The sequence below is a fragment of the Selenomonas sp. oral taxon 920 genome, assembly GCF_001717585.1.
Classification (GTDB): Bacteria; Bacillota; Negativicutes; order Selenomonadales; family Selenomonadaceae; genus Centipeda.
Map to the genome: position 1 here is coordinate 1,950,366 of NZ_CP017042.1, position 26,231 is coordinate 1,976,596.

Consider the following 26,231-nt stretch of genomic DNA (forward strand, 5'->3'; position numbering starts at 1 on the left):
TCAGTACTTCCCTAGCCCTATTATACCTTGTTTTGCAGGAAAAAGCTACAAAAAAGAACTGCCTCCCCACGTTTTATGGGAGGCAGTTCTTTTATGATTCTTTCTTCTTCTTTTGCTCATTCTTATCTTTTTTTGCGGGCTTTTCATTGGCATTGTCCGCCGATTCCAGCATTTTTTGCTTCTTCTCCTCGAGCGCCGCACGGTCGGCATCGCTAAGTATACCGCGCGAGCGCCGGATCATAGCTTCCTGATGGCTCATGCTGTAGTTGATGATCGCATCGATGAATTTCCGTTCGACATCCTTGTCCGAGAGTTCGGTGAGCGCGATCTCCTTCGTATTCTCCTCACGCGAGAGTGTGCCCCATGTGCTGTCCAGATCCTCATGCGCGGTGACATGGACGACTCCTGTACGCAGGTCGATCATGAGATACTCTGCCGCCCCCGAGAGATCACCGTAGCCATCGAGCGGAAGCATGCGCCAACGGCGCTTCGATACGACATCTTGGATCTGAATCTGGTCGTAGACGCGCAGCGTCGGCACCAAGATCTTCGTCATGTCGATATACCCATGCGCATCCGATGCGAACTGGATATACTCCTTGTTGAAATAGTAGCTCTGGCGTGCCGTCGACTGGACCCACTCATAGATATTCTTGGGGATTTCCTCCGCCGCTGCCGCCGGCCGCGCCCCCATAAACAGGGCGGCACAGAGAAGAAGTGCGGCCCCCCATTTTTTTTGCACGTATCATCGCTCCCATCAAATAACCGTTATCACTTCTCTCTATGCTATCCTCAAAATCTGAATTTTTACTGAATACAAATCCGTTTACAGACTGGAGTAGTATTCCCAATCATCCGCGTTGTCGAGGCTGTCCAGCTCGTACGGCGTACCCTGATAGACGTAGTAGTTCAGCCAGTTGGCGAAAAGGAGATGTGCGACGCTGCGCCAGCGTACGACAGGCGCGCGATTCGGATCATCCCCGGGGTAGTAGTTGCACGGAATGTCCGGATCGAGCCCGGCGGCAAGATCGCGGTCGTACTCCGCCTTGAGCGTCAGCGGATCGTACTCAGCGTGCCCCGTGATGAAGAACTGACGGCGGCGCAGATTCGCGATGATGTAGACGCCCGCATCGCCCTCGGCGAGAACGGTGAGTTCCGGCACACGTTCAATATCCGCGCGCCGCGTCTCCGTGTGCCGTGAATGCGGTACATAGAAGCTGTCGTCGAAGCCGCGCAGAAGCGCCTCGTGCTGCACGCAGAGGCGGTGTTCATAGACGCCGAAAATCTTCTTGTCCGTCCAGTATTTGGGGATGCCGTAGTGGTAGTAAAGGCCCGCCTGTGCGCCCCAGCAGATATGGAACGTGGAGTAAGCGTGCTTGCGGCTCCACTGCATGATCTCGGACACCTCGTCCCAGTAAGCGACGTGCTCAAACGGAAGCTGCTCGATCGGTGCTCCCGTGATGATAAAGCCGTCGTATTTCTTATGCCGCACCTCGGCGAAGGTTCCGTAGAACTCCGTAAGGTAGTCGCGCGACGTGTGTGTAGGGATATAGGACTCCGTGTAGATGAAGTCCACCTCGACCTGCAGGGGCGTGTTGCCGAGGAGACGCAGGAGCTGCGTCTCTGTCACGTCCTTGATCGGCATGAGGTTCAGAATGAGTATGCGCAGCGGACGAATATCCTGACTGTACGCGCGTGCCGCATTCATGACGAAGATGTTCTCCCCCTCGAGAACATTCGTCGCAGGCAGATTATTTGGTATTTTAATCGGCATTGTGTCCGTTTCCCTTCCCCGCAGAATCACTCATCGGGATTCCCAATTTCCATTTCAAAGATTAAAGCTGATAGCGTGCAAGCCACGTCTTGTATCCGTCGGCATAGGCACGCAGACGAACGAGTCCGCGCCCCTCGGGCGCATCGGGCGGAATCATGCGGTACGCGCCCTCAAACCCGTCGTCGAGCGGCTGCCACCCATCCGCAGGAGACCAGTATTTCCCCGTGACAATGCGCTCCGTGCCCTGCGGCAGATTCACCGCACGCTTGTCGAATTTGACCTCGACCGCCTTGCCGTTCTTGTCACGCACCTCCGTCCACGCCCAGAAGATCAGATTGTCATGCACACGGCGCATGGTTGAGGTATCCGCCGTCACCTGCGTCTTGGTGCCGTCAGCAGCCTCATCCGTCCAGAGGAGAATCCATCGGTCATCCGCCCTCAGACGTGCCGTCTCGCCCTGACGAAAGACAATGTCCACGATGGCAGCGTAGAAGTCCTCGTCGAACTGCTGGGAATTCATCTCCTTCTCCGTCCCCTCGGCCTTCGACCAGAGGACGTTGCCCGCTGCGTCATAGAATGTCTCATTGATATACTGCAGCGTGCGGCTCTGCGGCACAATGCGCACCTCGGCGATCGTGTAGGAGAGCTGCTGCGGGTTCTGGATGGCGTGCTCGATCTTGTAGTTGCGGATGGTCTCTGCCGCCCCCTCGGGACTGAGCTCGGTCTTGATGCCGGCGCGGATCTCTGTCGCCACAGGTTCTTCCCTGCCCGCAGGTGTCACACGCTCCGTCACATGAACGGAGGCGGGGGCGTAGAATTTCGAATACTTTTCATTGGAGCTCAGCCACGTCCATGCGCGCCCGTCCTCGGCGAGTGCCGCAGGGCACAGAAGCAGCAGAAAGAGCAGCGGCAGCAGCAGCCCCGTTCCATAACGTATCTTTGTGCGCATTCATATGCTCCTCTCTCAGTCGAGTGCCACACGCTCCCGGCCGCGTGCACCAGTGAAATGAATCTGCTCCGCAAAACCGAAGGAGCGTGCATACTGCACTGCCTCCTCGTTGTAGCGCGCACAGTCCTCGGGCTTGTGCGCGTCCGAGGTCGTGATGATCGACAGTCCGTATTCTTTCGCGGTACGCATAAAGTCCGGATACGGCGAGAACTCTTCCACAGGGTAGCGGTAGTATGTCCCCGTGTTGAGATCGACGATCATGTCCGCCGCCTTCATCGCCTCTGCCACACGCGTGAGATACGGCGCTGTATCGAAGTCGGGGAAGTGGCGGTAGAGGCGGATGTTGAACGGATGTCCGAGGGCATCATAGAGCCCTGATGCCGCGAGTTTTTCGACCTCCTCCGTGTACCATTCGTAGATGTCCGTGAGCGGATGGTTGTCCCACTCCGCTGCGATTGCAGACGTATCGTATGCCCAGCCGTGCAGGAAGTGCACAGAGCCGATCACATAGTCGAACGGATAGGCGCGGAGAATCTTTGCGACAGCCTCTTGATTCTGGAAATTGCAGACCTCGATGCCCGCAAGTACCTTGTGCTTTTTCTGCAGCTTTTCGATGAATGCGAAATACTCGTCGAGTGTGTACTTGAACTTGTTCGACTTCAGCCATTTGCGCTGAAATGTGCCCACAAACGAATCATCAAGGATGAGATCGTCATAGTAGAGCTGCTCGAACTCCGGAAAGGTGTGCGAGTGCTCGGAGAATCCGATCTCATGAACGCCGCGCTCCGCCGCGGCGCGGAAGAACCCCTCTGCATAGTCCTCATCGTAGGAGCCGTACTCCAGATGCATATGATAGTCAAACCGCATAACGCACCTCAATCAAACTCGCCCGCGAGAATCCGCTCGCAGACCTCCATCACGCCGTGTTCCCGATTGCTCGGCGCACGGTACCGCGCGCGCTCCTTTACCGCAGGGATGGCGTTCTCCATCGCAAAGCTGTGCGTGACCGCGTCCATCATCTCAAGATCGTTCCCATAGTCGCCGAACGCGACGCACTCATCCGGCGTGATGCCGAACAGCTCCTGCACGCGGCGGGCGGCGACGCCCTTGCTCACACCCTGCTCATAGACATCGACCCAGTGTGCGCTCGAGAGCGTTACCTGCATACGCGCGGCATACTGCTGCATGACAGGGAAGATGGTCTGCTCCGCACGCCCTGCGCTGTCGAAGAACGCTATCTTGATCGGCACATCGTCTACGGCAGTAAAGTCCTCGACCACCGTCGAGAGCGTGATATATTTTGCAAGCTCCGCACGAAACGCCGGCGCATCATCCTCCGCGTGCAGATAGCCGCGCTTCTTCCCACAGAGTACACAGTGCACACCCGCCAGTTTTTCCCCGGTCCGCATGACTTCAAGCGCCATCGCGGTATCGACCGGACGCGAGAAAAGTTCTCTGTCTCTCTCCATTACCATTGTACCGTTCTCGGCGAGAAAGATCATCTCATCCTGCCACGGCGCAAACGTCTGCACGAGCGAGGCATACTGCCGCCCCGATGCCGGTGCAAAGCGAATCCCGCGCGCCCTCAGCCGCCGATACAGATCTCCGAACCCTGCGGGCAGATTCCCCTGCTCATCGAGCAGCGTCCCATCCATGTCCGAAAAAATCAGCCGTATCATTGCATCCCCTCTTCCCTTTTCCATTTTCCGTGTATACAATTGTTTTCATTATAACAAAGAACGATTTTCCACGCAATCAAAAGAAACGTGCCCAATGAGTCCCCTCTTTGCTGTCCTTTTTCCGGTCGGATTTATATAAGATAATAGGTGGGGGCATGCCCGTGACGATATCGTGTGCTCTTTGTCATAATCTATGCTATAATGAGGAAAAACAGCGAAAGGAGCAGCGTATGCTCACGGAACGAATCAACGCACATCTGCGCGAGCTCAGTGACACGGACAAATGCATCTGGCGCTGCATCGAAGGCAACCGCACAGCAGCGAGCCGTGCCTCCATCCACGAGTTGGCACGCGCGTGCGCCGTATCGAGTGCGTCTGTTGTGCGCTTCGCGCAGAAGCTCGGCTTTGACGGGTTCGGCGAGATGAAGGCATTCATGCGCATGGAAGGGGCATCACGCTCCCTGCCCGAGCGCGATGTCATCACCTCGCTCGGCAGCTTCTACGATGAGACGTGGCGCGAGCTCATGCGGCGCGACTACACGCGCGCGAGCTGCCTCATCCGCGAAGCGCACCGCGTCTTTGCCTACGCCTCCGGCTATGTGCAGACGAATGTCATGCAGGAGATGAAGCGGCTCTTTGTCTACGATAATATTCTGATCTACGAGATCGCGGGGCGCGAGGAGTTCTACTCCGTCTACCAGACGGCGGGGAAGGACGACCTCTTCATCTTCATTTCGCTCTCGGGCGAATCCGAGCGCGTCGTGGAGTTCGCAAATCAGCTGAGTCTCAAGGGCGTGCCCATCCTCTCCATCACGGAGATGCGGCACAACACACTCGCGAGCCGCTCAACGGAAAATCTCTATGTTATGCCCGCAGAGTTCGCCTTACCCGAGAATGAGGCACGTCTGCAGTTCAAATCCATGCTCGCCTACTTCCTGTTGCTGGAAATATGGTATGTACATTATCGGCTTTATGTGCAGGAGTTGAGTGAGTGAAACAAATTTCATCCGATGTACCGTGATACAGGCTCCGTACATCCTGCCCGAAAGCCGTGAAGCTATTGCGTTCGCGGCTTTTTTGCGCTATCTTATAGACAACGGATTTCATATTAGTTTCAGTTTCATTCTCGGGAGGCGCTGAGCTTCCCTGCCGCAGGGGTTTGGTTTTTGGGATAAGGAGGAACGCACATGGCACTCAGCAAGGATGTCATCATGCAAAACATGCAGCGGTTCGGCGGCGCGATGTATACGCCCGTCATCCTGTTTGCATTCTTCGGTCTGACGGTGGCAGTGTCCATTGTCTGCAAGAACGAGGGGCTGCTCGGCAGTCTCGCCGCACAGGGCACACTCTGGTATGATTTCTGGTTCGTCGTTGAACAGGGCGCATGGACGGTGTTCGCGCAGATGCCCATTCTCTTCGCGATCGCCGTTCCCATCGGCTTTGCGAAGAAAGAACCCGCGCGCTGTGCGATGGAATCATTTGTCATCTATATGCTGTTCAACTACTTTATCTCCGCGTTCCTCACGCTCCACGGCAGCGCATTTGGCGTGGACTACAGCCAGCAGGCGGGGCCCGGCACAGGGCTCGCGATGATCGCGAATATCAAGACGCTCGACATGGGTATGCTCGGCGCGATCTTCATCGCCTGCTGCACGGCGTTCCTGCACAACCGCTTCTATGACACGAACATCCCCGACTGGCTCGGTATCTTCAAAGGTCCCGCGTTCGTCGTGGCGATCGGCTTCGTCGTTATGATCCCGATGGCACTTCTCTTCTGCATCGTCTGGCCGGCGGTACAGCACGCCATCGAGCAGTTCCAGTTCTTCCTCAAGACCAGCGGCATCATCGGCGTCTGGGCATACACGTTCTCGGAGAAAATGCTCCTGCCGGCAGGTCTGCATCACTTCATCTACCTCCCGTTCATCTTCGGTCCTGCGGTCGTCGACGGCGGCATTCAGGCGTATTGGCTCGGGCATATCAACGACTTTATGGTCAGCGGACAGTCGCTCCGTGAGCTCTTCCCCGAGGGCGGCTTTGCCCTCCACGGCAGCGGCAAGGTCTTCGGTCTGCCGGGCGCAGCACTCGCGATCTATATGTGCGCAAAGCCCGAAAAGCGCAAGAAGACGGCAGCGCTCCTCATCCCCGCAACGATCACGGCGGTGCTCTGCGGCATCACCGAGCCGCTCGAGTTCACCTTCCTCTTCGTCGCACCGCTTCTCTATCTCCTGCACGCCGCTCTCTCGGCGACGCTCTCCGCAACGCTCTATGCGATCGGGCTCTCGGGCAACTTCGGCGGCGGTCTCATCGACTGCTTCGTTCAGAACTGGATTCCGCTCTTCCCGTATCACTATGCGACATACCTCACGCAGATCGGCGTCGGCCTCTGCTTCACCGCGATCTACTTCTTCGTCTTCCGCTTTGTCATTCAGCTCAAGGATTACAAGACACCCGGCCGTACGGACGACGGCGTAGAGGACAAGCTCTTCACGAAGGCGGACTACAAGGCAAAACAGGCGGGTGCAGCAGGTGCTGCGGCAGCCGCTCCCGGCATGAAGCTCGATGAGCGCGATGTCAAGGCGCGCGCCTTCCTCGACGGTCTCGGCGGCGCGGCAAACATCAAGGACGTGACGAACTGCGCAACGCGTCTGCGCGTCACGGTCAACGATCCCGAACTCGTCGCTCCGACGGGTGCATTCACCGAGGCGGGCGCACATGGTCTTGTCCGCAACGGTCACGCATTCCAAGTCATCGTCGGTCTCTCCGTCCCGCAGATCCGCGAGCGCTTCGAGGCACTCATGACCGCTCCTGCCTCCGATGTGGACGAGGTCGCGGTCGGCACAGAGAAATCCTTTGCCATTACGGCTGTTACAACGGGTCATATCATCGACATGAGCGAGGTCAAGGACGAGATGTTCTCGCAGAAGATGATGGGCGACGGCGTTGCGGTCGAGCCGACGGAGGGCGTTGTGGTCGCTCCTGCAGATGCTGAGGTCACGATGGTCATGGAGGACAGCCGCCATGCGGTCGGCCTCCGTATGGACAACGGCGCGGAACTCCTCATCCACATCGGCGTGGACACAGTGAAACTCGAGGGGAAGGGCTTTGAACTGCTTGTCAAGATGGGCGATCGCGTCAAGGCGGGTGCGCCGCTCGTGAAGTTCGACCGCGATGTGATTCATGCGGCGGGCTATCAGGATACAGTCATCATGGCGGTCACGAACTCCGCTGAATATCCGCTCATGAAGAAGATGACGGACATGGACGCCAAGGCGGGCGAAACTCCTGTGCTGACGTTCTAAGAAAGGAACACCGATGAAAGCAACGAAATGGTGGCAGAACACCGCCGTCTACCAGATTTACCCGAAGAGCTTCAACGATACCAGGGGAAGCGGCACGGGCGACCTGCGCGGCATCACCGAAAAGCTCGACTATCTGAAGGATCTCGGCGCAGGTGCGCTCTGGCTCACGCCCGTCTATCCATCGCCCATGGTCGACAACGGCTATGACATCAGCGACTACACGGGCATCAATCCCCAGTTCGGCACGCTTGCCGACATGGAGGAACTGATCGCCGAGGCAAAGCGCCGTGACATCCGCATCGTCATGGATCTCGTCTACAACCACAGCTCCGATCAGCATCCGTGGTTTATCGAGTCGAAGTCGAGCCGCAATAACGCAAAGAGCGACTGGTACATCTGGCGCGATGCGAAGCCCGACGGCAGTGCGCCGACGAACTGGCGAGGCATCTTCGGCGGCTCTGCGTGGACGTACTGCAAAGAGCGCGGGCAGTACTACCTCCACACCTTTGCCGAGGCGCAGCCCGATCTCAACTGGGAGAATCCAGAGGTACGCGCAGCCCTCTTCGCGGCGGCGAACTTCTGGCTCGACAAGGGCGTCGGCGGCTTCCGCATCGACGCAATCACCTACATCAAAAAGCCCGCTGTCTTTGAGGACGGCACGCCCGACGCGGCGGACGGCATGGTGAACGTCCACACGATGACGGCGAACACGCCCGGCATCCTCGATTTTCTTCACGAGTTCCGCAGGGAGGTCTTTGACGGGCACGACATCTTCACCGTCGGTGAGGCAAACGGTGTCTCGGTCGCGGAGCTCCCCGACTGGGTCGGCGAAAACGGTGTGTTCTCGATGCTGTTCGAGTTCGCGCACGTCCTCGTTCCATACGAGGACGGTGAATGCTGGTCGAAGATGGTGCCGTGGAAGCTCACAAAGCTCAAGGCAGCACTCTCGGCAAGCCAAGCAGGAGTAAAAGACGAGGGGTGGTACCCGATCTACTTCGAAAACCACGACCGCGCACGCTCGGTAAACTACTTCTTCCCGAAGGGCGGAGACACGCGGCTCGCCGCAAAGGCACTCGCAACCGTCCTCATGACTCTGCGCGGTACGCCCTTCATCTACGAGGGTGAGGAACTCGGCATGACCAATGTCAAGTGGGACAGCATAAAGGCCTATGACGATATCTCCTCCCACGGTCAGTACGAGCTCGCGCTCAAAGAAGGTTTCAGTCCCGCAGAGGCGCTGTCCTTCGTTCACTTCAACAGCCGCGACAACGCGCGCACGCCGATGCAGTGGGACACGTCGGAAAATGCGGGCTTTACGACAGGTACGCCGTGGCTGCCCGCGAACGAGAACTATCACACAATCAACGCGGAGGATGAAGAAAAGGATGCGGATTCCGTCCTCTCCTACTACAAGCAGATCATCCGTCTGCGCAAGACGAACCCCGTACTGCTCAGCGGTGTCTATGAGGAACTGCTCGCGGACAATGAGCAGATCTACGCATTCTCGCGTACGGCGGGCAATCGCCGCATCGTTACGGCGGTCAACTTTTCCGCGGAGGAGGCGGCACTGCCCGCAGGATTCCTAAAGGGCGTGCGTCTCATCGGCAGCTATGCAGATGCGCCGAGCACAGTGCTCCGCCCGCTTGAGGCGGTTGTCTATGAGGAGGAGGTAAAATGAAGGTAGCGGCAAGCGATTACGACGGCACGCTCCTCAGGGGCGGCAAAATCGACGCGGAGACGAAGGAGGGCATCGCCCGTTGGCGTGCGGCAGGGCACAAGTTCGGCGTCATCTCGGGGCGCGACTACGGGATGCTCGTCCCCCAGCTCATTGCGTACGGCGTAGAGTTTGACTACACCGTCTGCAACAACGGCGGCATCATACGAGGTGCGGATGCATCCGTACGATTTCAGGCAGAGATTGACCCTCGTGCGCTCACAGCGATTGCGGCGGAGCCGAGCGCACAGAAGTCGTTCCACTTCGCCTTCTCAGCGGCAGATGTGACCTATCTCTGCCACCACTCAGAGGGATCGTGGATCGAACGCGAGGCAAAGGACTGGGACTTCCCCATCATCTACATTGAGGAGAGCGAGATCGGGGGGCTGACGGGGATTCAGCAGTTCTCGCTCGGCTTCCATGAACCAGCGCTGTCCGATGCGTGTGCCGCCGTCCTGAACGAGAAACTCGGAGATATGATCCACGCATTCCCGAATGCATGCAGCCTCGACATCACGCCCGCCGGCATCAGCAAAGACGAGGGCATCAAGAAGCTCCTCTCTGTCATGGGCTGGAACGGCGCAGAGGTATTCGCCATCGGCGACGAGACGAATGACCTGCCCATGCTCAAGGCTTGGAATGGGTACTCGCTCACCACGGCGCGCCCCGAGATTCAGGCACAGGCAAAGCAGGTGTTCCCGAGCGTTGGGGCGATGCTCGATCATTTTCGTTAATCGTTAAGGTCTTGGATTGGAACATGGGATAAGGGCATTAACGAAGCGTTCGCGCGGAATTCGCATGACAAGATGCTCCACAACAGTGCCATAATTTTTTTTTGGGAGGAGTTACCATGGGATTTGATCGTGAAAAATTTGACGAGATAAAGGCAGCCTTCACCATAGACGACGATGCGCTCCGCAAGATCGCCGATGATTTCCGCGCCGATATGTGTGCGGGGCTTGCGGGCAAAGAGGGCGCAACGCTCCGTATGCTCCGCTCCTATGCAGGGCTTCCGAGCGGCAAGGAGCACGGCTCCTTCCTCGCGCTCGACTTTGGCGGCACGAACGTCCGTGCCCAGCGCATCCTCCTCAAGGGCGGCGGCGAATACGAGGTGCTGAGCAGGGTCGCAAAACCGCTCACCCTCCCAGGTGTCTATGACTACGTCAGCGCAGATGCGACGGCGGAGGAGATGTTTGACTTCCTCGCCGGCATCATCGACGAAGCAATCGACGGGAATCGGGAGACGAAATACCTCCTCGGACATACCTTCTCCTTCCCCTCACAGCAGACCAACCTCAACAACGCGAAGCTCATCGTCTGGACGAAGGAGTTCGCCACGCAGGGGGTCGAGGGCAAGGTCGTCAACGACCTGCTCAAGGAGGCGCTTGCACGGCGCGGCATGACAAATGTCATTCCCGTCGCTGTCATCAACGATACGGTTGCGGTGCTGCTCGCGGCGGCGTACAAGCACGAGCACACCTACATCGGATCGATCTACGCGACGGGGCAGAACACCTGCTACTATGAGGAGTTCGCAGACGGCAGTGAACCGCCGACCGTCATCAACATGGAGTCGGGTGGCTTTGGGAATCTGCCCTTCTCCAAATACGACGATATTCTGGATCGGGAATCCGAGCAGCCCGGCGCACAGCGTCTGGAAAAGATGGTGTCGGGACGCTACCTCGGGACACTCTACGGTGCGGCACTTGCAGATCTCCTCGGTGCAGACGGGGTCTATCCGTTTTCGAGCATCGAGCTCTCCGAGATCATCACCGATGCCTACCTCGACCGCCATGCGGCAGGTGCGGTCATCGAGGCAAAGACGGGCATGACCTTCACCGCCGCCGAACGTGCCCTGCTGCAGGAACTCGCGACTGCCGTCATTGTCCGCTCTGCGCGCATTGTTGCAGCGACCTATGTCGCCATCATTCAGCACCGCATGGGTGAGAACGAGCTCGAGAACCAGTTCGTCGCCGTCGACGGCTCCGTCTATGAGAAAGTACCGCTCGTCGCACATCACCTGCGCGGCGCGCTCGACACCCTCCTCCTGGACGAGGCGGTCAACGTCAAGATCATTCTCGAAAACGCCGGCTCCGCCCTCGGTGCAGCACTCGCCGCCGCCATGACAGAGAGAAAATAAAGATACACACGAAACCGCCCCGCAAGGTTCAACCCTGCGGGGCGGTTGTGTTCGTTTATCTGTACTATTGTTTTCTCTGCTCCAGCAGATCAGAGACTTCGTCCACGTCCATCTCGAACATCTGACTGTCTGCGTAAATCGGCGCGAAATAATAGGCGACCTGCTCCGCATCAAACTCCCGTTCCAGCTTCTCCCAATCGTCTGTTCGAAGAACCGTGAATGCAAGCGTATCACTGCCGAGCGAACCCATATACCATCGAATCTCGTATGCGGGTGCGAGGTATTCCTGCGCCGCCTTGAGCGTCGTATCCCTGTCCGCAGCATCTGCCGCGTAGGGGACGGCGTGTGCCTCTCCATCTTTTTTCAGCAGAATATCAAATCCACGCTCCGTCTCAGAGTCCACACATTCGTAGTCGATCTGTGCCTCCTCCGGAAGAACATCATTCAAATAGGAAAGAACACTCTCATCCTCGTCGCCCCAGTCCACCCAGATCAGAGCATCGCTCGCGTCAAATTCGTCCCTATGCTCGCTCGGAGCGGCGAGGAACAATTGCACCTCACGAAACAAGTCACCCATGACAAACCTCCCTCGAATGAAAAGATCGTCTCACACAAGTTTATAATACTTCAGCTGCCGATAGAGCGAGTAAATCGCCGCGGGGAAGCCGAGGACGATGCCGACGATGGTACAGGTACGCCCCGTGCCGAGGAAGTCGTCGGCACATTTACCGAGGAAAATGAAGATGCCGAGAAAGACAAGGAAGTAGATGCCCACTCCCGAAAGGAGTCCGAAGGCGCGCAGTGCCTCCGCCATGCCCGATGGAGGCGGCGCTTTCTTCTGCTCCATGACATCCTCCTCTCCGCACATCACAGATGATATCTACGCACTCTGGAACGGCTCCGGCGGTGTCTGCGCATGTCCTGCGTGATAGAGGATCGCCTCGATGATGCGGTGCGCGGCCTTACCGTCGCCGTAAGGATTCACTGCCTCTGCCATATGCGTGTACGCGGTCGGCTCGGTGAGGAGGCGCATGGTCTCCTCGTAGACGCGTCGCTCATCCGTGCCGATGAGGCGCACCGTTCCCGCCGTGACTGCCTCAGGGCGCTCGGTCGTGTCACGCAGAACAAGCACTGGCTTGCCGAGAGAGGGAGCTTCCTCCTGGATGCCGCCCGAGTCTGTGAGCACGATATCGACGCGCGCCATGAGGTTTGCAAACGGTTCATAGTCGAGCGGGTCGATGAGGTGGACACGTTCAAGCCCGCCCAACTCCTCACGGACAATCTCGCGCACCTTCGGATTGCGGTGCACGGGGAAGATGACCTCTACGTCACCCAGTTCCTCGATGATGTCGCGAATCGCACGATAGACATGACGCATCGGTTCGCCGAGATTCTCCCGTCGATGCGTCGTGACAAGGAGGACGCGATGATCTGCAAAGTCCACGCCGCGGAGTTCTGCAGGGAGTACATAGTCGGGGCGTACGGTGTGGTGCAGTGCGTCAATAACGGTGTTCCCCGTGACGAAGATGCGCCCCTCGGGAATCCCTTCAGCACGAAGATTCGCATGTGCGGTCGGCGTCGGTGCGAAGTGCAGGGTCGCGATGCCGCCCGTAAGGCGGCGGTTCATCTCCTCGGGGAACGGGGAATAGATGTCATGCGTTCGAAGCCCCGCCTCGACGTGTCCGACGGGGATCTGATGGTAGTATGCAGCGAGCGCGCCGGCAAAGGTGGTAGTCGTGTCGCCGTGAACGAGCACGAGATTGGGACGTTCCTGCTGGAACACCTCGTTGATGCCGAGCATGGCGCGTGAGGTGATGTCAAAGAGGGTCTGCCCCGCCGCCATGATGTTGAGGTCATAGTCCGGAACGATATGGAAGAGGTGCAGTACCTGATCGAGCATCTCGCGGTGCTGCGCCGTGACGAGCGTCCGCGTCTCGATTGCGTCCGTATGACGCATGAGCTGCCTGACGACAGGCGCCATCTTGATCGCCTCGGGACGTGTGCCAAAGATCGACATGACTTTGATTTTGCCGGTCATTCTGCCTGTGCTCCTCTCTGTGAAGCAAATTTATTTCTGCTGCGGCGCATCCATCTGCAGGATGCCCAGCTTGCGTGCGCCGACGAACACTGCCGCCGCAACAATCAGAACAATGAGGACGGCCGCCTGCGTGCTGACCGTCGTAAGCGCGAGTGCGCAGAGTCCGAAAAGCGCGCTCACAATGTACATGAGCAGCACTGCCTGTTTCTGCGTAAAGCCGTGAGCGAGCAGCCGATGATGGAGATGCCCCTTGTCCGGCTTGAAGATCGGGCGATGGTTGCGTGCACGGCGCACAATGGCAAAGGTTGTATCGAGAATCGGCAGTCCGAGCGCGAGGATCGGCACGATAAGTGCAATCGTCGCTGCGCTCTTAACGGCACCGACCACAGAGATGCCTGCAAGCATAAAGCCGAGGAACATACTCCCCGTGTCGCCCATAAAGATGCGTGCGGGATTGAAGTTGTAGTAGAGAAATCCGACTGCCGCACCCGCGAGCGCCGCCGTCACCATTGCGACAAAGGGAATGCCCTCCTCCATCGCCACAAGGAAGATCGTGACGGCAGCGATGGAGGAGACGCCCGCCGCGAGGCCGTCAAGTCCGTCGATGAGGTTGACGGTATTCGTCAGTCCCACGATCCAGAAGATCGTCGCGGGGATCGCAAAGAGTTCGAGATAGATAAAGTCGCCCAGCGGATCGGTAATGAAGTCGATGCGTACGTCAAAGCCGATGACAAGCACCGCAGCAGCGAGGATCTGCCCAAGCAGCTTCACCTTTGCCGGCAGATCACAGTAATCGTCGATGATGCCGATGGCAACGATGATCGTGCCGCCGACCATAAGGCCAATCAAGCTCATCATGAATTCGGGGGTGAGCTCCACAAAGATGAGCTGCACCAGAATCGACACCATAAACGCGGCATAGATTCCAATACCGCCGATGCGCGGGATGGGACGCGCGTGCACCTTGCGCGCGTCGGGCTGATCCAGCGCTCCCGTGCGGCGTGCAAAGGCAATGACCGCAGGTGTCAGTACGAGCGCCGTACCGAGTGCGATCATAAATGCTAAGACATTATCGGGCATGAACTATTGCTCTCCTTAAAAGACGTCCGTGAAATGCACTTCTAATCATCTTACTGCAGGACAGACACCCTGTCAATCAAACAATGAAAGAGTTTCGGGCTGTGTCCCACTACAAAATCACTGTTCTCTCAGGAACCTCTCTGCAAGGATCACGGCGGCGAAATCATCCACAGGCACCGGCGGCACAAGCATTCCGCGCGGCACGAACCGCCGCCAGCCGCGCGGCGGATGTGCCTCCCAGTAGGCACTCTTTGCCGCATCTGTCGTTCGATACTCATCGACGAGAGTGACTTCATAGCCAAGCTCCTCCACGCGCGCCTTTGCCGCCGCGCTCGTCGTACCGTTGCCCATAATGACAGTCGGCTCATATTCTCTGAGCAGCCCGCCGATCATGGCGACGAAATACTGCGTCGGCAAGATTTCCTGTTCAATGACCGTGCCGTCCGCCGCAAGCACGGCAATACCGCATTTCTCGCGTCCGGGGTCAATCGCAAGGACGGGACGGCTCATGTTCCACCCTCGCTCTCAATCTTGAATTTCAGCCGCAGAGGTCCCATTGCGTCCGTATCGCCGTCCGCATAGGCGGAGATGACAACCGCGCCCGCATGCGTGCGAAGTTCCTGCACGAGACTGTAGAACTCTGCGCCCTCGATGACGCCGACCGTACCGCGCAGCGGATCGGGGAGAATCCCCTTCGCCGATGCTGCCGCATTGACCTCACGCAGGAACGCCATGACCGACTGCTCGGCAGCATTCCCCAGTGCCTCTGCGGTGTAGACACGCGCGATAATCAGCTCCCCGTTGCGATAGATCACGCGGTTCGGGTAGAGCTCAATGGAGGCACGGATCTCATCGCCGCGTACGAGATTTCCGGCTGCAACAATCCGCACGATCATATCCACGGGACTCTCCTCGATCGCACGTACGGCGGCATCATACTCGGGACCGTAGATCCAGATATCCTGATCGGTGTGGTTCTCGCCATCCCGTGCGGAAATATTCCGCGTGCCGAGCTGTGCGATGCCTGCCAGCCCGCGCTCAATCTCATCGTGACTCAGACTTGCGGGGATAATGCCGCTCGCGATAATCTCCCCCGCCTGATATATGATATTGCCCTCACGCAGACTGAGGATGTTCTCGCGCAGCGTATTCGCACGCACGCCAAGTGTATGAATGTCAGCAAGCAGTGTTTCATTTTCACCGGAGAGCTTCGCATTGAGGGAGATGAGACCTTCCTTTTCCATCATCAGCGCACGATTGCCTGCCGACAGGCGATCCGACTCGGCGCGCAGGTCTTCCTGTTCTCCACTCAGCCGCGCGATCTCCTCTTCTGATTTTTTCAGCTCTCCGCTTGCCTGCTCCTGTGCGCTCTTGGCACGTTCGAGTTCCCCCGAGGTAAAATCGAGCGCCGCGCGCGTATCGGCAATCATCGCATTCAGACGATCCATGCCAAAGAGCGCCGTTCGCACATTTTCGGAGACCGCCGCCATGATGCCAAATGTCACCGTCGTAATGCAGATTCCCGTAAAGATGGTGACAATAACTGCCGTATGACGCGGTCGCAGTCCGAAAATCGAGAGTTTTTTCTTGCCGATCCGCGTGCCGAGGCGGTCACCGATGAAGGCGATGACGCCGCCGACCACAGCGAGGACGAAGATAAGTGTTATGCCGTACATAGAGCGTCACCCCTTTCTATTGACTATATGCGGATTCCGCGAAATTTACTGTGAGGCACGCCGCAGGAGAATTCCGCCCGCAACCATGCCGACGATGTTCGGCAGCCAGACCGCAAGCATCGCAGGCAGCACCTCGCCGCGCGCGAATGCATTTCCCATCGTCATGAGCGCATAGTAGATGAAGATGATGATGACACTCATTGCAAATCCGGCTGACGAGGAGTTGCGCGTCGGCTGAAGTCCGAGCGGTACACCGATCAGTGTGAAGATGAGGCTTGCCATCGGAATCGAGATGCGCTGATAGAGCTCTGTCTCCAGCTTCGTCGTATTGACATACTGCGTCTGCATCAGCGCGATCTGATGGCGCAGCTCGCGCATCGTCATCTCCTCCGGTTTCTTTTGTTCGCGGATGATCTGACGCGGATCCTTCTGCACGGGCAGCACTTGGCGCTCGAAGCGCATGCGGCGTTCGAGATGTTCGTCTGCGATCTCGTAGACGTCTCCCTTGTGCATGATCCACTCCGTACCCGTCCACTCCGCATACTCCGCATTCTCGACGTGTGTTACCTTGCCGTCTGCGCCAAAGATCTGCAGGCTCACGCCCATCAGACGCTGCTGCTCCGCCTCGAAGGAACGCGCATACACGAGCCGCTGGATCTTCCCGTTCTCGATCTCCTTAATGATGAGATGCTCCTGCGATTTCATGCCGGAATTGCCCTCGATCTCGTAATAGATGACGTTGCGGTACGCCGTGTTTGCACGCGGCACGACATGCTCGTTGAAGAGAACGGCACCGACACTCACGACAAAGCCGAGCAGAATCGCAGGTGCGGCGATGCGTCCGAAACCGATGCCGCAGGATTTCATCGCCGTGATCTCACTCGCGGACGACAGGCGTCCAAAGGTCAGGAGACTCGCGAGCAGCATGGACATAGGGAATGTCCACATGACAACGCCGGGCAGACTGAACACAAAGATCTTGATGATCGACGGCAGCGACGCACCGTAGTCCGTAATATACTGCGCAATGCGAAAGAGCGTGCCCGAGCCGATAAAGACCGCCGAGAACGCACAGATGGCAAAGAGGAAGGACAGAAAGACCTCCCGAAAGATGTATTTGTCGAGGATTCGGATCTTCAGACGCATAGACTCTCCTCTGATCGTGTCATATGTATGGGTGGTATTCGCTCTATTTTATCATTTTCGCCCGCCCTTGACAAGGATGCAAAATGCGGTACTTGCATTGCCGTGCCTGCGTGAGCGTCTATCATCCAAACATAATAAAAAGGAGTCCCTCATGGGACTCCCAAATGTATCTCTCTGCGCCGCGATCAGCCGAGGATGACGAGGGACTCGCGAACCTTGACCGACTGGCCTGCCGAGACGTTGACCGCCTTGACCGTGCCGTCTGCAGGTGCAGCAATCTCGTTCTGCATCTTCATCGCCTCGAGGATGAGGAGCGTATCGCCCGCCTTTACTACCTGACCGACCGAGACCTTGACCTCGATGATCTTGCCCGGCATCGGAGCGTCCACGGAGCTCTCGCCCGCGCCCGCCGTTGCAGCCGGTGCCGCAGGTGCTGCGGGAGCCGCAGGTGCCGGAGCAGCCGCCGGTGCGGGTGCTGCCGCGCGCGGTGCAGCAGCCGGAGCAGCCGCGCCCGCTGCGCGTACTTCCTCGACCTCAACCTCATAAGCAGTGCCGTTGACAGTGATGTTGAACTTCTTCATGTGTTATTCCTCCAACATTTATATTCCCAAGGGAACACGCCATATCTATGCGCGAATCCCCCGCGACAGACCTCCTGCATATGCAGGGCTACGGAATCAAAGATTGCTGCGGTTGGCGAGCGTCCAAACCTCTGCGGGTTTAATGCGCACAGCCACGACCTTGCTTCCCATCGCCGACTGAACGGCGGCGGTAATGGCAGCGACAATCTCCGGTGCAACGGTATTTGCAGCCATATCCTAACCTCCCAGACTTTAGAGCGGAATGTTCCCGTGCTTCTTCGCAGGGTTGTCCTCACGCTTGCTCGAGAGCGCATTCAGCGCCGTGATGATGTAGGGACGCGTCTCGCTCGGCGTGATAACCATGTCGATGTAGCCGCGCTCTGCCGCCTTGTACGGGGTTGCGAACTCCTCGATGTACTCGGCCGTGCGTGCATCCTTGTCCGGATCCTTGCGGAAGATGATGTTCGCTGCACCCGCAGGGCCCATGACGGCGATCTCAGACGTCGGCCATGCCATGACCTGATCTGCACCGAGCTCGCGGTTGCACATTGCGATGTAGGAGCCGCCGTACGCCTTGCGCGTGATGACGGTGACCTTCGGCACGGTCGCCTCGCTGTATGCGTAGAGCATCTTCGCACCGTGGCGGATGATGCCGCTGTACTCCTGATCGACGCCCGGCAGGAAGCCCGGCACGTCGACGAGGTTGACGAGCGGAATGTTGAACGCATCGCAGAAGCGGATAAAGCGCGCCGACTTGTTGGACGCGTCAACATCGAGGCAGCCTGCCATGACGTTCGGCTCGTTCGCGATGATGCCGACCGTGCGGCCGTCAAAACGTGCGAAGCAGCAGATGATGTTCGTCGCGAAATGCTGATGCACCTCGTAGAACTCGCCGTTGTCGACGAGTGCGCGGATGACATCCTTCATATCGTACGGCGCATTCGGGTTGTCGGGGATGAGCGTATTCAGGCTCTCCTCCTGGCGGTTCGGGTCATCGCCCGTCTCGACGCGCGGAGTTTCCTCCATGTTGTTGCTCGGGAGGAAGGAGAGCAGATAGCGGATCTGGTCAATGCAGTCCTGATCGTTCTCCGCCGCAAAATGCGCAACGCCGGAGCGGCTGTTGTGCGTCATCGCACCGCCGAGCTGCTCTGCCGTAACCTCCTCCGCCGTAACGGACTTGATGACGGCAGGACCCGTGATGAACATCTGGCTCGTGTTCTTCACCATGAAGATGAAGTCCGTAAGAGCAGGGCTGTAAACCGCACCGCCCGCACAAGGTCCCATGATGACGGAGATCTGCGGGATGACACCCGAGGACTTCGTGTTGCGGTAGAAGATGCCGCCGTATCCCGAGAGTGCGTCAACCGCCTCCTGGATGCGTGCGCCGCCCGAGTCATTGATGCCGATGCAGGGTGCGCCCATCTTCATCGCAAGGTCCATGACCTTCCAGATCTTGTGTGCGTGCTTCTCGCCAAGCGAGCCGCCCTCGACCGTGAAGTCCTGCGCGAACGCATAGACGAGACGTCCGTTGACCGTGCCGTAGCCCGTCACAACGCCCTCACCCGGCAGCTCCTTCTTATCCTGCCCGAAGTTCGTGCAGCGATGGCGAACGAACATATCCAGCTCAACGAACGTATCCTGATCGAAGAGCAGGTTCAGGCGTTCACGCGCGGTGAGCTTTCCCTTGCTGTGCTGCTTCTCGATGGCCTTCGCACCGCCGCCCTGCATGAGATGCTCTTTCTTCTCCAGCATGAGCTCAATTTTTTCCTGGACTGTGGACATCATATCCCTCCTGTATATCTTCCTGCGGGAAACCGGAATGAAGCTCTCCGCAGGGATTATGCGTCACAATGCTGGATGCTGTCAGCGATCCTCATGCTCGCAGATCTCGAGGAGAACGCCCTTCGTCGACTTCGGATGCAGGAACGCAATCTTCGCGCCGCCCGCGCCGATGCGTGGCTTCTCGTCGATCATGCGGACGCCCTTCGCCATGAGATCGGCAATCGCATTCTCAATGTTGTCGACGCGCAGGGCAATGTGCTGGATGCCTTCACCCTTCTTCTCGATGTATTTCGTGATTGGGCTGTCGTCTGCCGTGCCGATGAGCAGCTCAATCTCACTCTTGTTCGGCGTCGGATGGAATGTCGTCGTGACCTTCTGCTCCGCAACGGTTTCCTCAGCCGTGCAGGGGATGCCGATCACGTCCGACCAGAAATTCTTCCCCTCTTCGAGATCCTTCACGGCAATGCCGATGTGATCTACTGCCAGAACCTTGAACATAGGTGCTTCCTCCTTGGGAAATTGCTGTCAATTTCCACTTTTAAGATAACATTTCGGCCATGACATCGCCCACCACAGTGTATGGATCGGTCTCATGTGCCTTGATTTTTGCCACATAGTCGTCGAGCCTGCCCGTGTCGACAATGCGGCGTTCGATGCTGCGCCGAACACCTGCGTGCAGGATGTCCAGCATCTCATCGCGTGTGCGGCGTGTACGCCGCTCAGAGAGAACGCCGTTGCCCTCAATGTGGGCACGGTGTTCTTCAAGAGTGTCGACCAACTCCGCGATCCCTTCGCCGCGATTCGCGACGACCTTGCGGATCGGCGGCCGCCAGTCAGACATGTGATCGTCCAGATCCAGCATCATATTGATCTCACGGACGAGCTTATCCGCGCCGTCAAGATCGGACTTGTTGATGGCAAATACGTCGCCGATCTCCAAGATGCCCGCCTTGATCGCCTGAATATCATCGCCCATGCCCGGAATCAGTACAACCATCGTGGTGTCCGCCGCCCGCACAATATCCACCTCGGACTGCCCGACACCGACGGTCTCGACAAAGATGATGTCCTTGCCGAAGGCATCCATGACCTTCACCGCGTCCGCAGTCTTGTGCGAGAGGCCGCCGAGGCTGCCGCGCGTTCCCATGCTGCGGATAAATACGCCCTCATCGAGGGTCAGGTCATTCATACGGATGCGGTCGCCCAAAATGGCGCCGCCGGAAAAAGGGCTTGTGGGGTCGACGGCGATGATGCCTACAGTTTTCCCGCGCTTGCGGTATTCCTTGGCAATCTTGTCCGTCATGGTGCTTTTGCCCGCACCCGGAGGGCCGGTAATGCCAAGAACGTAGGCATGTCCCGTATGGGGATAGAGCTCCTTCATGATGCCGGTCGCCGTCTCACGCTCGTTCTCGATTGCCGTAATGGCACGCGAGAGCGCGAGGCGGTTGCCCCTAAGCACCTCAGCTGCTATATCCATGCGCCACCTCCTTCGCGCAGTCACTTCATGGAATACATGGGAATCGCTGATAAAACAGGCCCTCAGATAGGCGTAGATTTTTTCGTCTGATTGAGGAGGCAAACCGGACGCATAGCCAAAGCTATGTGGAGGATTTGCCGACAAAAATCGGACAAAAAAGATGCGCTAAGATGGCTGTGCTGAATTTATCAGTGCTTCCCAAAGGAATGGATGACAGACGGAAGTGTTTTTCTGCCTGTCATCCATCCTTTCACAAAGCTGATTTATGCCTTGACATGTTCCTTAATGAAGTCGACCACTTCGCCGGTCGGTGTGCCGGGGGTAAAGACTGCGGCAACGCCCGCGTCCTTGAGTGCGGGGATGTCGCCCTCGGGGATGACGCCGCCGCCGATGACAAGCACGTCATTCATGCCCTTCTCACGGAGCAGGTTCACAACCTTCGGGAAGAGGTGCGGATGTGCACCCGAGAGAATGCTCATCGCAACGACGTTGACGTCCTCCTGCAGAGCTGCCTCAGCGATCTCCTCAGGGGTCTGACGAAGGCCGGTGTAGACAACCTCGAACCCTGCATCGCGCAGCGCACGGGCAACGACCTTCGCACCGCGGTCATGACCATCCAGACCCGGCTTTGCAACGAGCACTCTGATTTTTTCTGCCATTTTTATATTCCTCCTGAACGGGGCTGCCGCCTGTACGGCGACACCCCACTGCATTCACCCAACAGTCGCTTCTTACAGGTTGACGTGTGCCTCGTACTCGCCGAAGACCTCGCGCATGACCCCGCAGATTTCGCCGAGCGTCGCGTAGGTCTTGACCGCTGCGAGGATGTGCGGCATGAGGTTTTCGTTCTCGTCGCTGCACGCCTTCTTGAGGTCTGCGAGAGCCGCCTGAACAGCAGCATTGTCGCGCTTCGCCTTCATCGCCTCGACCTTTGCCTTCTGCTTCTCGCCGACGGATGCATCCACGCGGAGGAGGTTCTTCGGAGCCTCTTCCTCCACCTGGAACTTGTTGACACCGACGATGACGCGGGCACCGGACTCGACGTCCATCTGCCACTTGTAGGCACTGTCCTGAATCTCCTTCTGGATGTAGCCCTTCTCAATTGCCGCAACCGCGCCGCCGAGATCATCGATCTTCTTGATGTACTCCCACGCCTCTTTCTCGATGCGGTTCGTCATCGCCTCGACATAGTAGGAGCCTGCGAGCGGGTCAATGACATCGGCAAGACCGCTCTCATACGCAACAATCTGCTGCGTGCGGAGTGCGACCATGACCGAGTCCTCCGTCGGAAGCGCAAGTGCTTCGTCGCGGGAGTTCGTGTGGAGCGACTGCGTGCCGCCCATAACAGCAGCTGCTGTCTGGAGCGCGACGCGGACGATGTTGTTGTTCGGCTGCTGTGCGGTGAGCATGGAGCCTGCCGTCTGCGTGTGGACGCGGAGCATCATGGACTTCGGCTTCTCCGCCTTGAAGCGTTCCTTCATGACCTTTGCCCAGATGCGGCGAGACGCGCGGAACTTCGCGACCTCCTCGAGGACGTTGTTGTGAGCGTTCCAGAAGAAGGAGAGGCGGCCTGCGAAATCGTCGACGCTGAGACCCGCCTTGATGGCTGCCTCGACGTAGGCGATACCGTCTGCAATGGTGAATGCAATCTCCTGCGATGCCGTGGAACCGGCTTCGCGGATGTGGTAGCCCGAGATGGAAATCGTGTTCCAGTTCGGGACGTTCTTGGAGCAATATTCAAAAATGTTCGTGATGAGGCGCATGGACGGACGCGGCGGGAAGATGTACGTGCCGCGTGCCGCATACTCCTTCAGAATGTCGTTCTGGATCGTACCCTTGAGCTTGTCTGCCGAGACGCCCTGCTTCTCCGCGACCGCGATATACATCGCAAGGAGGACAGATGCCGGAGCGTTGATCGTCATGGACGTGGAGACCTTGCCGAGGTCGATCTGGTCGAAGAGAATCTCCATGTCGGCGAGGGAGTCAATCGCAACGCCGACCTTGCCGACCTCGCCCTCGGAGATGGCATCCGTGGAGTCGTAGCCGATCTGCGTCGGGAGGTCAAATGCACAGGAAAGCCCCGTTGCGCCGCTCTCGATGAGGTAGCGATAGCGCTTGTTGGACTCCTCCGCTGTGGAGAAACCTGCGTACATACGCATCGTCCAGAAGCGCCCGCGGTACATCGTCGGCTGCACGCCGCGGGTATAGGGGTAGACGCCGGGGAAGCCGATATCCTCTGCGTAGTCCGTCTCCTGAATGTCGAGCGGGGTGTAGAGCCCCTGCTCGGGGATGTGGGGACGCGCCGGGAACTTCGCCGTTGCCTTTTCTACGGTAGCATTGTACTTGTCAAGCCCCGCCTGGATCTTTTCATTGCTCATGAAAGTATTCTCCTTTACCTTTACAGTTCTTTGTGTTGGGTTATGTTGCATAAAGGGCTTTTTGCCCTTTTTATGTAGAGTTATTTCTGCATCGACCCCGTTGTAACGAAGCGCTGATGGAAGGAAAGCGCCTCATCGAGGAGATGCGGTGTCTGTGCGCCCTTCGTCGCCGCATATGCACGCTCGTAGTAGTCGAGCAGGAGCGGACGATAGTCGGGATGTGCACAGTTGTTGATGATCTCGTGTGCGCGCTCGCGCGGGCTCTTGCCGCGCAGATCTGCAACACCCTGCTCCGTGATGACGATGTCAACATCGTGCGCACCGTGGTCGATGTGCGAGCAGAACGGGACGATCGAGGAGATCTTGCCGCCCTTTGCCTCGGACTGTGTGTAGAAGATCGTGAGGTAGGCGTTGCGTGCGAAGTCGCCGCTGCCGCCGATGCCGTTCATCATCTTCGTGCCCGTGACGTGCGTGGAGTTGACGTTGCCGTAGATGTCGACCTCGATCGCCGTGTTCATGGCGATGACGCCGAGACGACGGACCACCTCGGGGTTGTTCGAAATCTCCTGCGGGCGGAGCATCATGATCTTCTTGTACTTGTCGATGTCCTTGTAGAACCGCTGGAGGCCTTCGGGCGAGGGTGAGAACGCTGTGCCGGACGCGAATTTCAGCTTGCCTGCATCGGCAAGGTCGAACATGCCGTCCTGAATGACCTCTGTGTAGACCTCGAGATCCGTGAAGTCGGAGCTGACAAAGCCCGCGATGACCGCATTTGCCACGTTTCCGACACCCGACTGCAGCGGCAGAAGCCCCTTCGGCATACGGCCCTCGGCGATCTCTTTCTTGAGAAGATCTACTGTAAACTGTCCCATCTTGCGCGCGATGTCGTCGACCGGAGCGAGTGCACGCGTCTTGTCCGTGATGTCACACGGGACGATGTACTTGATCTTGTCGAGCGAGCACGGCATGAACGTCGTACCGATGCGGTCACCCGCCTTCGTAATGGGAATCGGCAGACGGTTCGGCGGATCGAGAGGGATGTAAATGTCGTGCATACCGACGAGTTCCATCGGCTGACTCGTGTTCACCTCGACAATGACCACGTCTGCACTCTGGATGAAGGACGGCGTATTGCCGACCGAAGTCGAGGGGATGATGCCCTCCTCGGTGATGGCAACTGCCTCGACAAGAGCAACGTCGATCTTTCCGAGGAAGCCCTCGCGCGACTGCTGTGCCACCTCGGAGAGGTGCATATCAATGTAGTTTACAAGACCCGAGTTGATCGCATTCCGCAGCGGCGTATTCGTCTGATACGGCAGACGCTGCTTGATGCCGCCCGCCTCTGCGAGCGCACCATCGAGCTCAGGTCCCGTCGAAGCACCCGTCCAAATGTTCACCTTGAACGGATTCTTCTTCATGCGCTCGGCGATGGCAAGCGTGACCGCCTTCGGGTAGCCGGACGGCGTGAAGCCGCTGGCGCCGATGGTCATGCCGTCGGCAAAGTACTCTGCCGCCGTCTCCGCACTGACGACCCTGTCAGCCAAGGATTTTGGTATGCGATCGGAAATATCGATCATAGAAAAACCTCCCTCTGATACGCCGGACAGCAGACACTGCCGTCGTCTGTTGATACTCATCTGACCCATGCGACGGATGACTCACGCGCATTCGGAACCTCGTATTTCCTCTCACAAATTATTCATGGTAGGAATGTTCAGAATAACTGCAAGTTATCGTAGATGCATAAGTCAATTATATCTTTCCATAGGATATCACGAAAAAAAAATGCCGTCAAGATTACATTGACGGCATTTTCTGTTATTTGTGAAAAAAAGGCCAAACACGCGGCAAATCACTAATTTTTTTCTGACAGATCGTCCTCATCTTCAGTCGTATGCGTCAGATAATACGATAGGGAACTGAGCCCGACAGACAGATCTTCGCTGACAAAAGCTATGCTCGGCGGCACCTGCAGCTTTACAGGCGCAAAGTTCCAAATTCCGCGAATCCCTGCATCCACAAGGCGATCGGCAACCCCCTGTGCCGCTGCGGCAGGCACGGCAATGACGCCGATCTGAATCGCACGTTCGGCGATGATCTCAGCAAGATAGGCGATGTCCTCCACGCGGCGTTCACCGACACGTGTGCCGATGACGACCGGATTCGCATCGAAAATTGCGGCGAGCCGAAAGCCGAGACGCGCAATCCCCTGGTAGTTGGCAAGGGCGGCACCGAGGTGTCCCATGCCGATGATCGCAACATTCCAGTGATGATCGAGCCCCAGAATATTGCCGAGGCTCTCCTTCAACTCTGTGACATAGTACCCCACGCCCTTCTTGCCGAACTGCCCGAAGAACGCCAAATCTTTCCGAATCTGTTCGGGGTTAATGGCGAGGCGACGGCCGAGCTCCTCCGAGGAGGCGATCTCCACGCCCTCGTCTGTCAGCTGACGCAGACAGCGATAGTAACGAGGCAGACGATCGACGGTAGCCTTCGATATCGATAGATGTTCCTGCAT

General features: G+C 57.8%; 26 protein-coding genes and 1 pseudogene. 6 read left to right on the forward strand and 21 right to left on the reverse strand.

The genetic code is table 11. The features are described 5' to 3' along the window. Positions 1–91 precede the first annotated feature (91 nt). The 5 genes from BCS37_RS09400 to BCS37_RS09420 all read right to left on the reverse strand — a co-directional run bounded on the left by BCS37_RS09400 (position 92) and on the right by BCS37_RS09420 (position 4,402). Complete coding sequence (locus tag BCS37_RS09400) at positions 92–742, reverse strand: hypothetical protein (RefSeq protein ID WP_069181184.1); 651 nt, start codon at positions 740–742, stop codon at positions 92–94. A gap of 84 nt (positions 743–826) precedes the next feature. Then, positions 827–1,774 carry a homoserine O-acetyltransferase MetA gene (gene metA, locus BCS37_RS09405; RefSeq protein WP_069181185.1) on the reverse strand — a complete coding sequence of 316 codons (948 nt, stop codon included), beginning with the start codon at positions 1,772–1,774 and terminating at the stop codon, positions 827–829. A gap of 61 nt (positions 1,775–1,835) precedes the next feature. Continuing rightward, positions 1,836–2,723: a hypothetical protein gene (locus BCS37_RS09410; protein WP_069181186.1), complete on the reverse strand. Its 888-nt coding sequence runs from the start codon at positions 2,721–2,723 to the stop codon at positions 1,836–1,838. Between the two features lie 15 nt (positions 2,724–2,738). Next, a complete protein-coding gene (locus BCS37_RS09415; protein ID WP_069181187.1) occupies positions 2,739–3,590 on the reverse strand; it encodes a histidinol-phosphatase in 852 nt (283 codons plus the stop codon). Positions 3,591–3,598: 8 nt separating this feature from the next. Next, positions 3,599–4,402, reverse strand: a complete 804-nt coding sequence (locus BCS37_RS09420) for an HAD family hydrolase (protein WP_069181188.1) — start codon at positions 4,400–4,402, stop codon at positions 3,599–3,601. A gap of 230 nt (positions 4,403–4,632) precedes the next feature. Between BCS37_RS09420 and BCS37_RS09425 the strand changes: the two genes are divergently transcribed. The 5 genes from BCS37_RS09425 (at position 4,633) to BCS37_RS09445 (ending at position 11,555) form a co-directional block, all read left to right on the forward strand. Further along, positions 4,633–5,397, forward strand: a complete 765-nt coding sequence (locus BCS37_RS09425) for a MurR/RpiR family transcriptional regulator (RefSeq protein ID WP_069181189.1) — start codon at positions 4,633–4,635, stop codon at positions 5,395–5,397. A gap of 192 nt (positions 5,398–5,589) precedes the next feature. Beyond that, positions 5,590–7,701: an alpha-glucoside-specific PTS transporter subunit IIBC gene (locus tag BCS37_RS09430; RefSeq protein ID WP_069181190.1), complete on the forward strand. Its 2,112-nt coding sequence runs from the start codon at positions 5,590–5,592 to the stop codon at positions 7,699–7,701. A gap of 13 nt (positions 7,702–7,714) precedes the next feature. Beyond that, positions 7,715–9,379 carry a glycoside hydrolase family 13 protein gene (locus BCS37_RS09435; protein ID WP_069181191.1) on the forward strand — a complete coding sequence of 555 codons (1,665 nt, stop codon included), beginning with the start codon at positions 7,715–7,717 and terminating at the stop codon, positions 9,377–9,379. After that, positions 9,376–10,149, forward strand: a complete 774-nt coding sequence (locus tag BCS37_RS09440; protein WP_069181192.1) for an HAD-IIB family hydrolase — start codon at positions 9,376–9,378, stop codon at positions 10,147–10,149. The genes BCS37_RS09435 and BCS37_RS09440 overlap by 4 nt, the downstream gene beginning before the upstream one ends. A gap of 116 nt (positions 10,150–10,265) precedes the next feature. Beyond that, the gene (locus BCS37_RS09445) at positions 10,266–11,555 is read left to right on the forward strand and encodes a hexokinase (RefSeq protein WP_069181193.1); all 1,290 of its coding nucleotides are present in this window, start codon (positions 10,266–10,268) and stop codon (positions 11,553–11,555) included. Positions 11,556–11,619: 64 nt separating this feature from the next. Here the strand turns inward: BCS37_RS09445 and BCS37_RS09450 are convergent, their stop codons facing one another. From BCS37_RS09450 to meaB, 12 genes are all read right to left on the reverse strand, one after another. Next, a complete protein-coding gene (locus BCS37_RS09450) occupies positions 11,620–12,132 on the reverse strand; it encodes a glutathione reductase (protein WP_069181194.1) in 513 nt (170 codons plus the stop codon). A gap of 30 nt (positions 12,133–12,162) precedes the next feature. Continuing rightward, positions 12,163–12,402, reverse strand: coding sequence for an AtpZ/AtpI family protein (locus tag BCS37_RS09455; RefSeq protein ID WP_069181195.1), 240 nt, complete (start codon positions 12,400–12,402; stop codon positions 12,163–12,165). 33 nt (positions 12,403–12,435) lie between these two features. Then, positions 12,436–13,593: a non-hydrolyzing UDP-N-acetylglucosamine 2-epimerase gene (gene wecB / locus BCS37_RS09460; protein WP_069181196.1), complete on the reverse strand. Its 1,158-nt coding sequence runs from the start codon at positions 13,591–13,593 to the stop codon at positions 12,436–12,438. A 30-nt stretch (positions 13,594–13,623) separates the two neighbouring features. Beyond that, positions 13,624–14,673, reverse strand: coding sequence for a glycosyltransferase family 4 protein (locus tag BCS37_RS09465; protein ID WP_069181197.1), 1,050 nt, complete (start codon positions 14,671–14,673; stop codon positions 13,624–13,626). Positions 14,674–14,790: 117 nt separating this feature from the next. After that, entirely contained in the window at positions 14,791–15,183 is a 393-nt protein-coding gene (locus BCS37_RS09470; RefSeq protein WP_069181198.1) for a RuvX/YqgF family protein, read from the reverse strand. Continuing rightward, entirely contained in the window at positions 15,180–16,349 is a 1,170-nt protein-coding gene (locus tag BCS37_RS09475; protein ID WP_069181199.1) for a DUF3084 domain-containing protein, read from the reverse strand. Before BCS37_RS09475 ends, BCS37_RS09470 begins: the two co-directional genes overlap by 4 nt. A gap of 45 nt (positions 16,350–16,394) precedes the next feature. Next, the gene (locus BCS37_RS09480; RefSeq protein ID WP_069181200.1) at positions 16,395–17,495 is read right to left on the reverse strand and encodes an LptF/LptG family permease; all 1,101 of its coding nucleotides are present in this window, start codon (positions 17,493–17,495) and stop codon (positions 16,395–16,397) included. A 185-nt stretch (positions 17,496–17,680) separates the two neighbouring features. After that, a complete protein-coding gene (locus BCS37_RS09485; RefSeq protein ID WP_069181201.1) occupies positions 17,681–18,076 on the reverse strand; it encodes a biotin/lipoyl-containing protein in 396 nt (131 codons plus the stop codon). A 96-nt stretch (positions 18,077–18,172) separates the two neighbouring features. Continuing rightward, complete coding sequence (locus BCS37_RS12110) at positions 18,173–18,310, reverse strand: hypothetical protein (RefSeq protein WP_006692990.1); 138 nt, start codon at positions 18,308–18,310, stop codon at positions 18,173–18,175. 18 nt (positions 18,311–18,328) lie between these two features. Continuing rightward, positions 18,329–19,858 carry a methylmalonyl-CoA decarboxylase subunit alpha gene (gene mmdA, locus BCS37_RS09490; RefSeq protein WP_069181202.1) on the reverse strand — a complete coding sequence of 510 codons (1,530 nt, stop codon included), beginning with the start codon at positions 19,856–19,858 and terminating at the stop codon, positions 18,329–18,331. 81 nt (positions 19,859–19,939) lie between these two features. Beyond that, complete coding sequence (mce, locus tag BCS37_RS09495) at positions 19,940–20,356, reverse strand: methylmalonyl-CoA epimerase (protein ID WP_069181203.1); 417 nt, start codon at positions 20,354–20,356, stop codon at positions 19,940–19,942. Positions 20,357–20,396: 40 nt separating this feature from the next. Next, positions 20,397–21,335 carry a methylmalonyl Co-A mutase-associated GTPase MeaB gene (gene meaB / locus BCS37_RS09500; protein WP_069181204.1) on the reverse strand — a complete coding sequence of 313 codons (939 nt, stop codon included), beginning with the start codon at positions 21,333–21,335 and terminating at the stop codon, positions 20,397–20,399. Between the two features lie 86 nt (positions 21,336–21,421). Here meaB and BCS37_RS12275 point away from each other — a divergent pair. Then, positions 21,422–21,535: pseudogene (locus tag BCS37_RS12275) on the forward strand (secretion protein HlyD); the annotation flags it as partial. A 63-nt stretch (positions 21,536–21,598) separates the two neighbouring features. Here the strand turns inward: BCS37_RS12275 and BCS37_RS09505 are convergent. The 4 genes from BCS37_RS09505 to BCS37_RS09520 all read right to left on the reverse strand — a co-directional run bounded on the left by BCS37_RS09505 (position 21,599) and on the right by BCS37_RS09520 (position 26,231). Continuing rightward, positions 21,599–21,994, reverse strand: coding sequence for a cobalamin B12-binding domain-containing protein (locus BCS37_RS09505; RefSeq protein ID WP_069181205.1), 396 nt, complete (start codon positions 21,992–21,994; stop codon positions 21,599–21,601). A 72-nt stretch (positions 21,995–22,066) separates the two neighbouring features. After that, positions 22,067–23,713 carry an acyl-CoA mutase large subunit family protein gene (locus BCS37_RS09510; protein ID WP_069181206.1) on the reverse strand — a complete coding sequence of 549 codons (1,647 nt, stop codon included), beginning with the start codon at positions 23,711–23,713 and terminating at the stop codon, positions 22,067–22,069. Between the two features lie 80 nt (positions 23,714–23,793). After that, the gene (locus BCS37_RS09515) at positions 23,794–25,290 is read right to left on the reverse strand and encodes an acetyl-CoA hydrolase/transferase family protein (RefSeq protein ID WP_069181207.1); all 1,497 of its coding nucleotides are present in this window, start codon (positions 25,288–25,290) and stop codon (positions 23,794–23,796) included. 278 nt (positions 25,291–25,568) lie between these two features. Continuing rightward, positions 25,569–26,231, reverse strand: coding sequence for a redox-sensing transcriptional repressor Rex (locus tag BCS37_RS09520; RefSeq protein WP_069181208.1), 663 nt, complete (start codon positions 26,229–26,231; stop codon positions 25,569–25,571).

What these genes read in the sequence shown, in the direction of transcription:
- mmdA (WP_069181202.1), bottom strand. Translation starts at nt 19,858, where the DNA reads ATGTCCACAGTCCAGGAAAAAATTGAGCTCATGCTGGAGAAGAAAGAG.
- BCS37_RS09415 (WP_069181187.1), bottom strand. Translation starts at nt 3,590, where the DNA reads ATGCGGTTTGACTATCATATGCATCTGGAGTACGGCTCCTACGATGAG.
- metA (WP_069181185.1), bottom strand. Translation starts at nt 1,774, where the DNA reads ATGCCGATTAAAATACCAAATAATCTGCCTGCGACGAATGTTCTCGAG.
- BCS37_RS09420 (WP_069181188.1), bottom strand. Translation starts at nt 4,402, where the DNA reads ATGATACGGCTGATTTTTTCGGACATGGATGGGACGCTGCTCGATGAG.
- BCS37_RS09505 (WP_069181205.1), bottom strand. Translation starts at nt 21,994, where the DNA reads ATGGCAGAAAAAATCAGAGTGCTCGTTGCAAAGCCGGGTCTGGATGGT.
- BCS37_RS09470 (WP_069181198.1), bottom strand. Translation starts at nt 15,183, where the DNA reads ATGAGCCGTCCCGTCCTTGCGATTGACCCCGGACGCGAGAAATGCGGT.
- BCS37_RS09435 (WP_069181191.1), top strand. Translation starts at nt 7,715, where the DNA reads ATGAAAGCAACGAAATGGTGGCAGAACACCGCCGTCTACCAGATTTAC.
- mce (WP_069181203.1), bottom strand. Translation starts at nt 20,356, where the DNA reads ATGTTCAAGGTTCTGGCAGTAGATCACATCGGCATTGCCGTGAAGGAT.
- meaB (WP_069181204.1), bottom strand. Translation starts at nt 21,335, where the DNA reads ATGGATATAGCAGCTGAGGTGCTTAGGGGCAACCGCCTCGCGCTCTCG.
- BCS37_RS09450 (WP_069181194.1), bottom strand. Translation starts at nt 12,132, where the DNA reads ATGGGTGACTTGTTTCGTGAGGTGCAATTGTTCCTCGCCGCTCCGAGC.
- BCS37_RS09410 (WP_069181186.1), bottom strand. Translation starts at nt 2,723, where the DNA reads ATGCGCACAAAGATACGTTATGGAACGGGGCTGCTGCTGCCGCTGCTC.
- BCS37_RS09430 (WP_069181190.1), top strand. Translation starts at nt 5,590, where the DNA reads ATGGCACTCAGCAAGGATGTCATCATGCAAAACATGCAGCGGTTCGGC.
- BCS37_RS09485 (WP_069181201.1), bottom strand. Translation starts at nt 18,076, where the DNA reads ATGAAGAAGTTCAACATCACTGTCAACGGCACTGCTTATGAGGTTGAG.
- BCS37_RS09445 (WP_069181193.1), top strand. Translation starts at nt 10,266, where the DNA reads ATGGGATTTGATCGTGAAAAATTTGACGAGATAAAGGCAGCCTTCACC.
- BCS37_RS09475 (WP_069181199.1), bottom strand. Translation starts at nt 16,349, where the DNA reads ATGTACGGCATAACACTTATCTTCGTCCTCGCTGTGGTCGGCGGCGTC.
- BCS37_RS09440 (WP_069181192.1), top strand. Translation starts at nt 9,376, where the DNA reads ATGAAGGTAGCGGCAAGCGATTACGACGGCACGCTCCTCAGGGGCGGC.
- BCS37_RS09515 (WP_069181207.1), bottom strand. Translation starts at nt 25,290, where the DNA reads ATGATCGATATTTCCGATCGCATACCAAAATCCTTGGCTGACAGGGTC.
- BCS37_RS09455 (WP_069181195.1), bottom strand. Translation starts at nt 12,402, where the DNA reads ATGGAGCAGAAGAAAGCGCCGCCTCCATCGGGCATGGCGGAGGCACTG.
- BCS37_RS09425 (WP_069181189.1), top strand. Translation starts at nt 4,633, where the DNA reads ATGCTCACGGAACGAATCAACGCACATCTGCGCGAGCTCAGTGACACG.
- BCS37_RS09480 (WP_069181200.1), bottom strand. Translation starts at nt 17,495, where the DNA reads ATGCGTCTGAAGATCCGAATCCTCGACAAATACATCTTTCGGGAGGTC.
- BCS37_RS09510 (WP_069181206.1), bottom strand. Translation starts at nt 23,713, where the DNA reads ATGAGCAATGAAAAGATCCAGGCGGGGCTTGACAAGTACAATGCTACC.
- wecB (WP_069181196.1), bottom strand. Translation starts at nt 13,593, where the DNA reads ATGACCGGCAAAATCAAAGTCATGTCGATCTTTGGCACACGTCCCGAG.
- BCS37_RS09465 (WP_069181197.1), bottom strand. Translation starts at nt 14,673, where the DNA reads ATGCCCGATAATGTCTTAGCATTTATGATCGCACTCGGTACGGCGCTC.
- BCS37_RS09520 (WP_069181208.1), bottom strand. Translation starts at nt 26,231, where the DNA reads ATGCAGGAACATCTATCGATATCGAAGGCTACCGTCGATCGTCTGCCT.
- BCS37_RS12110 (WP_006692990.1), bottom strand. Translation starts at nt 18,310, where the DNA reads ATGGCTGCAAATACCGTTGCACCGGAGATTGTCGCTGCCATTACCGCC.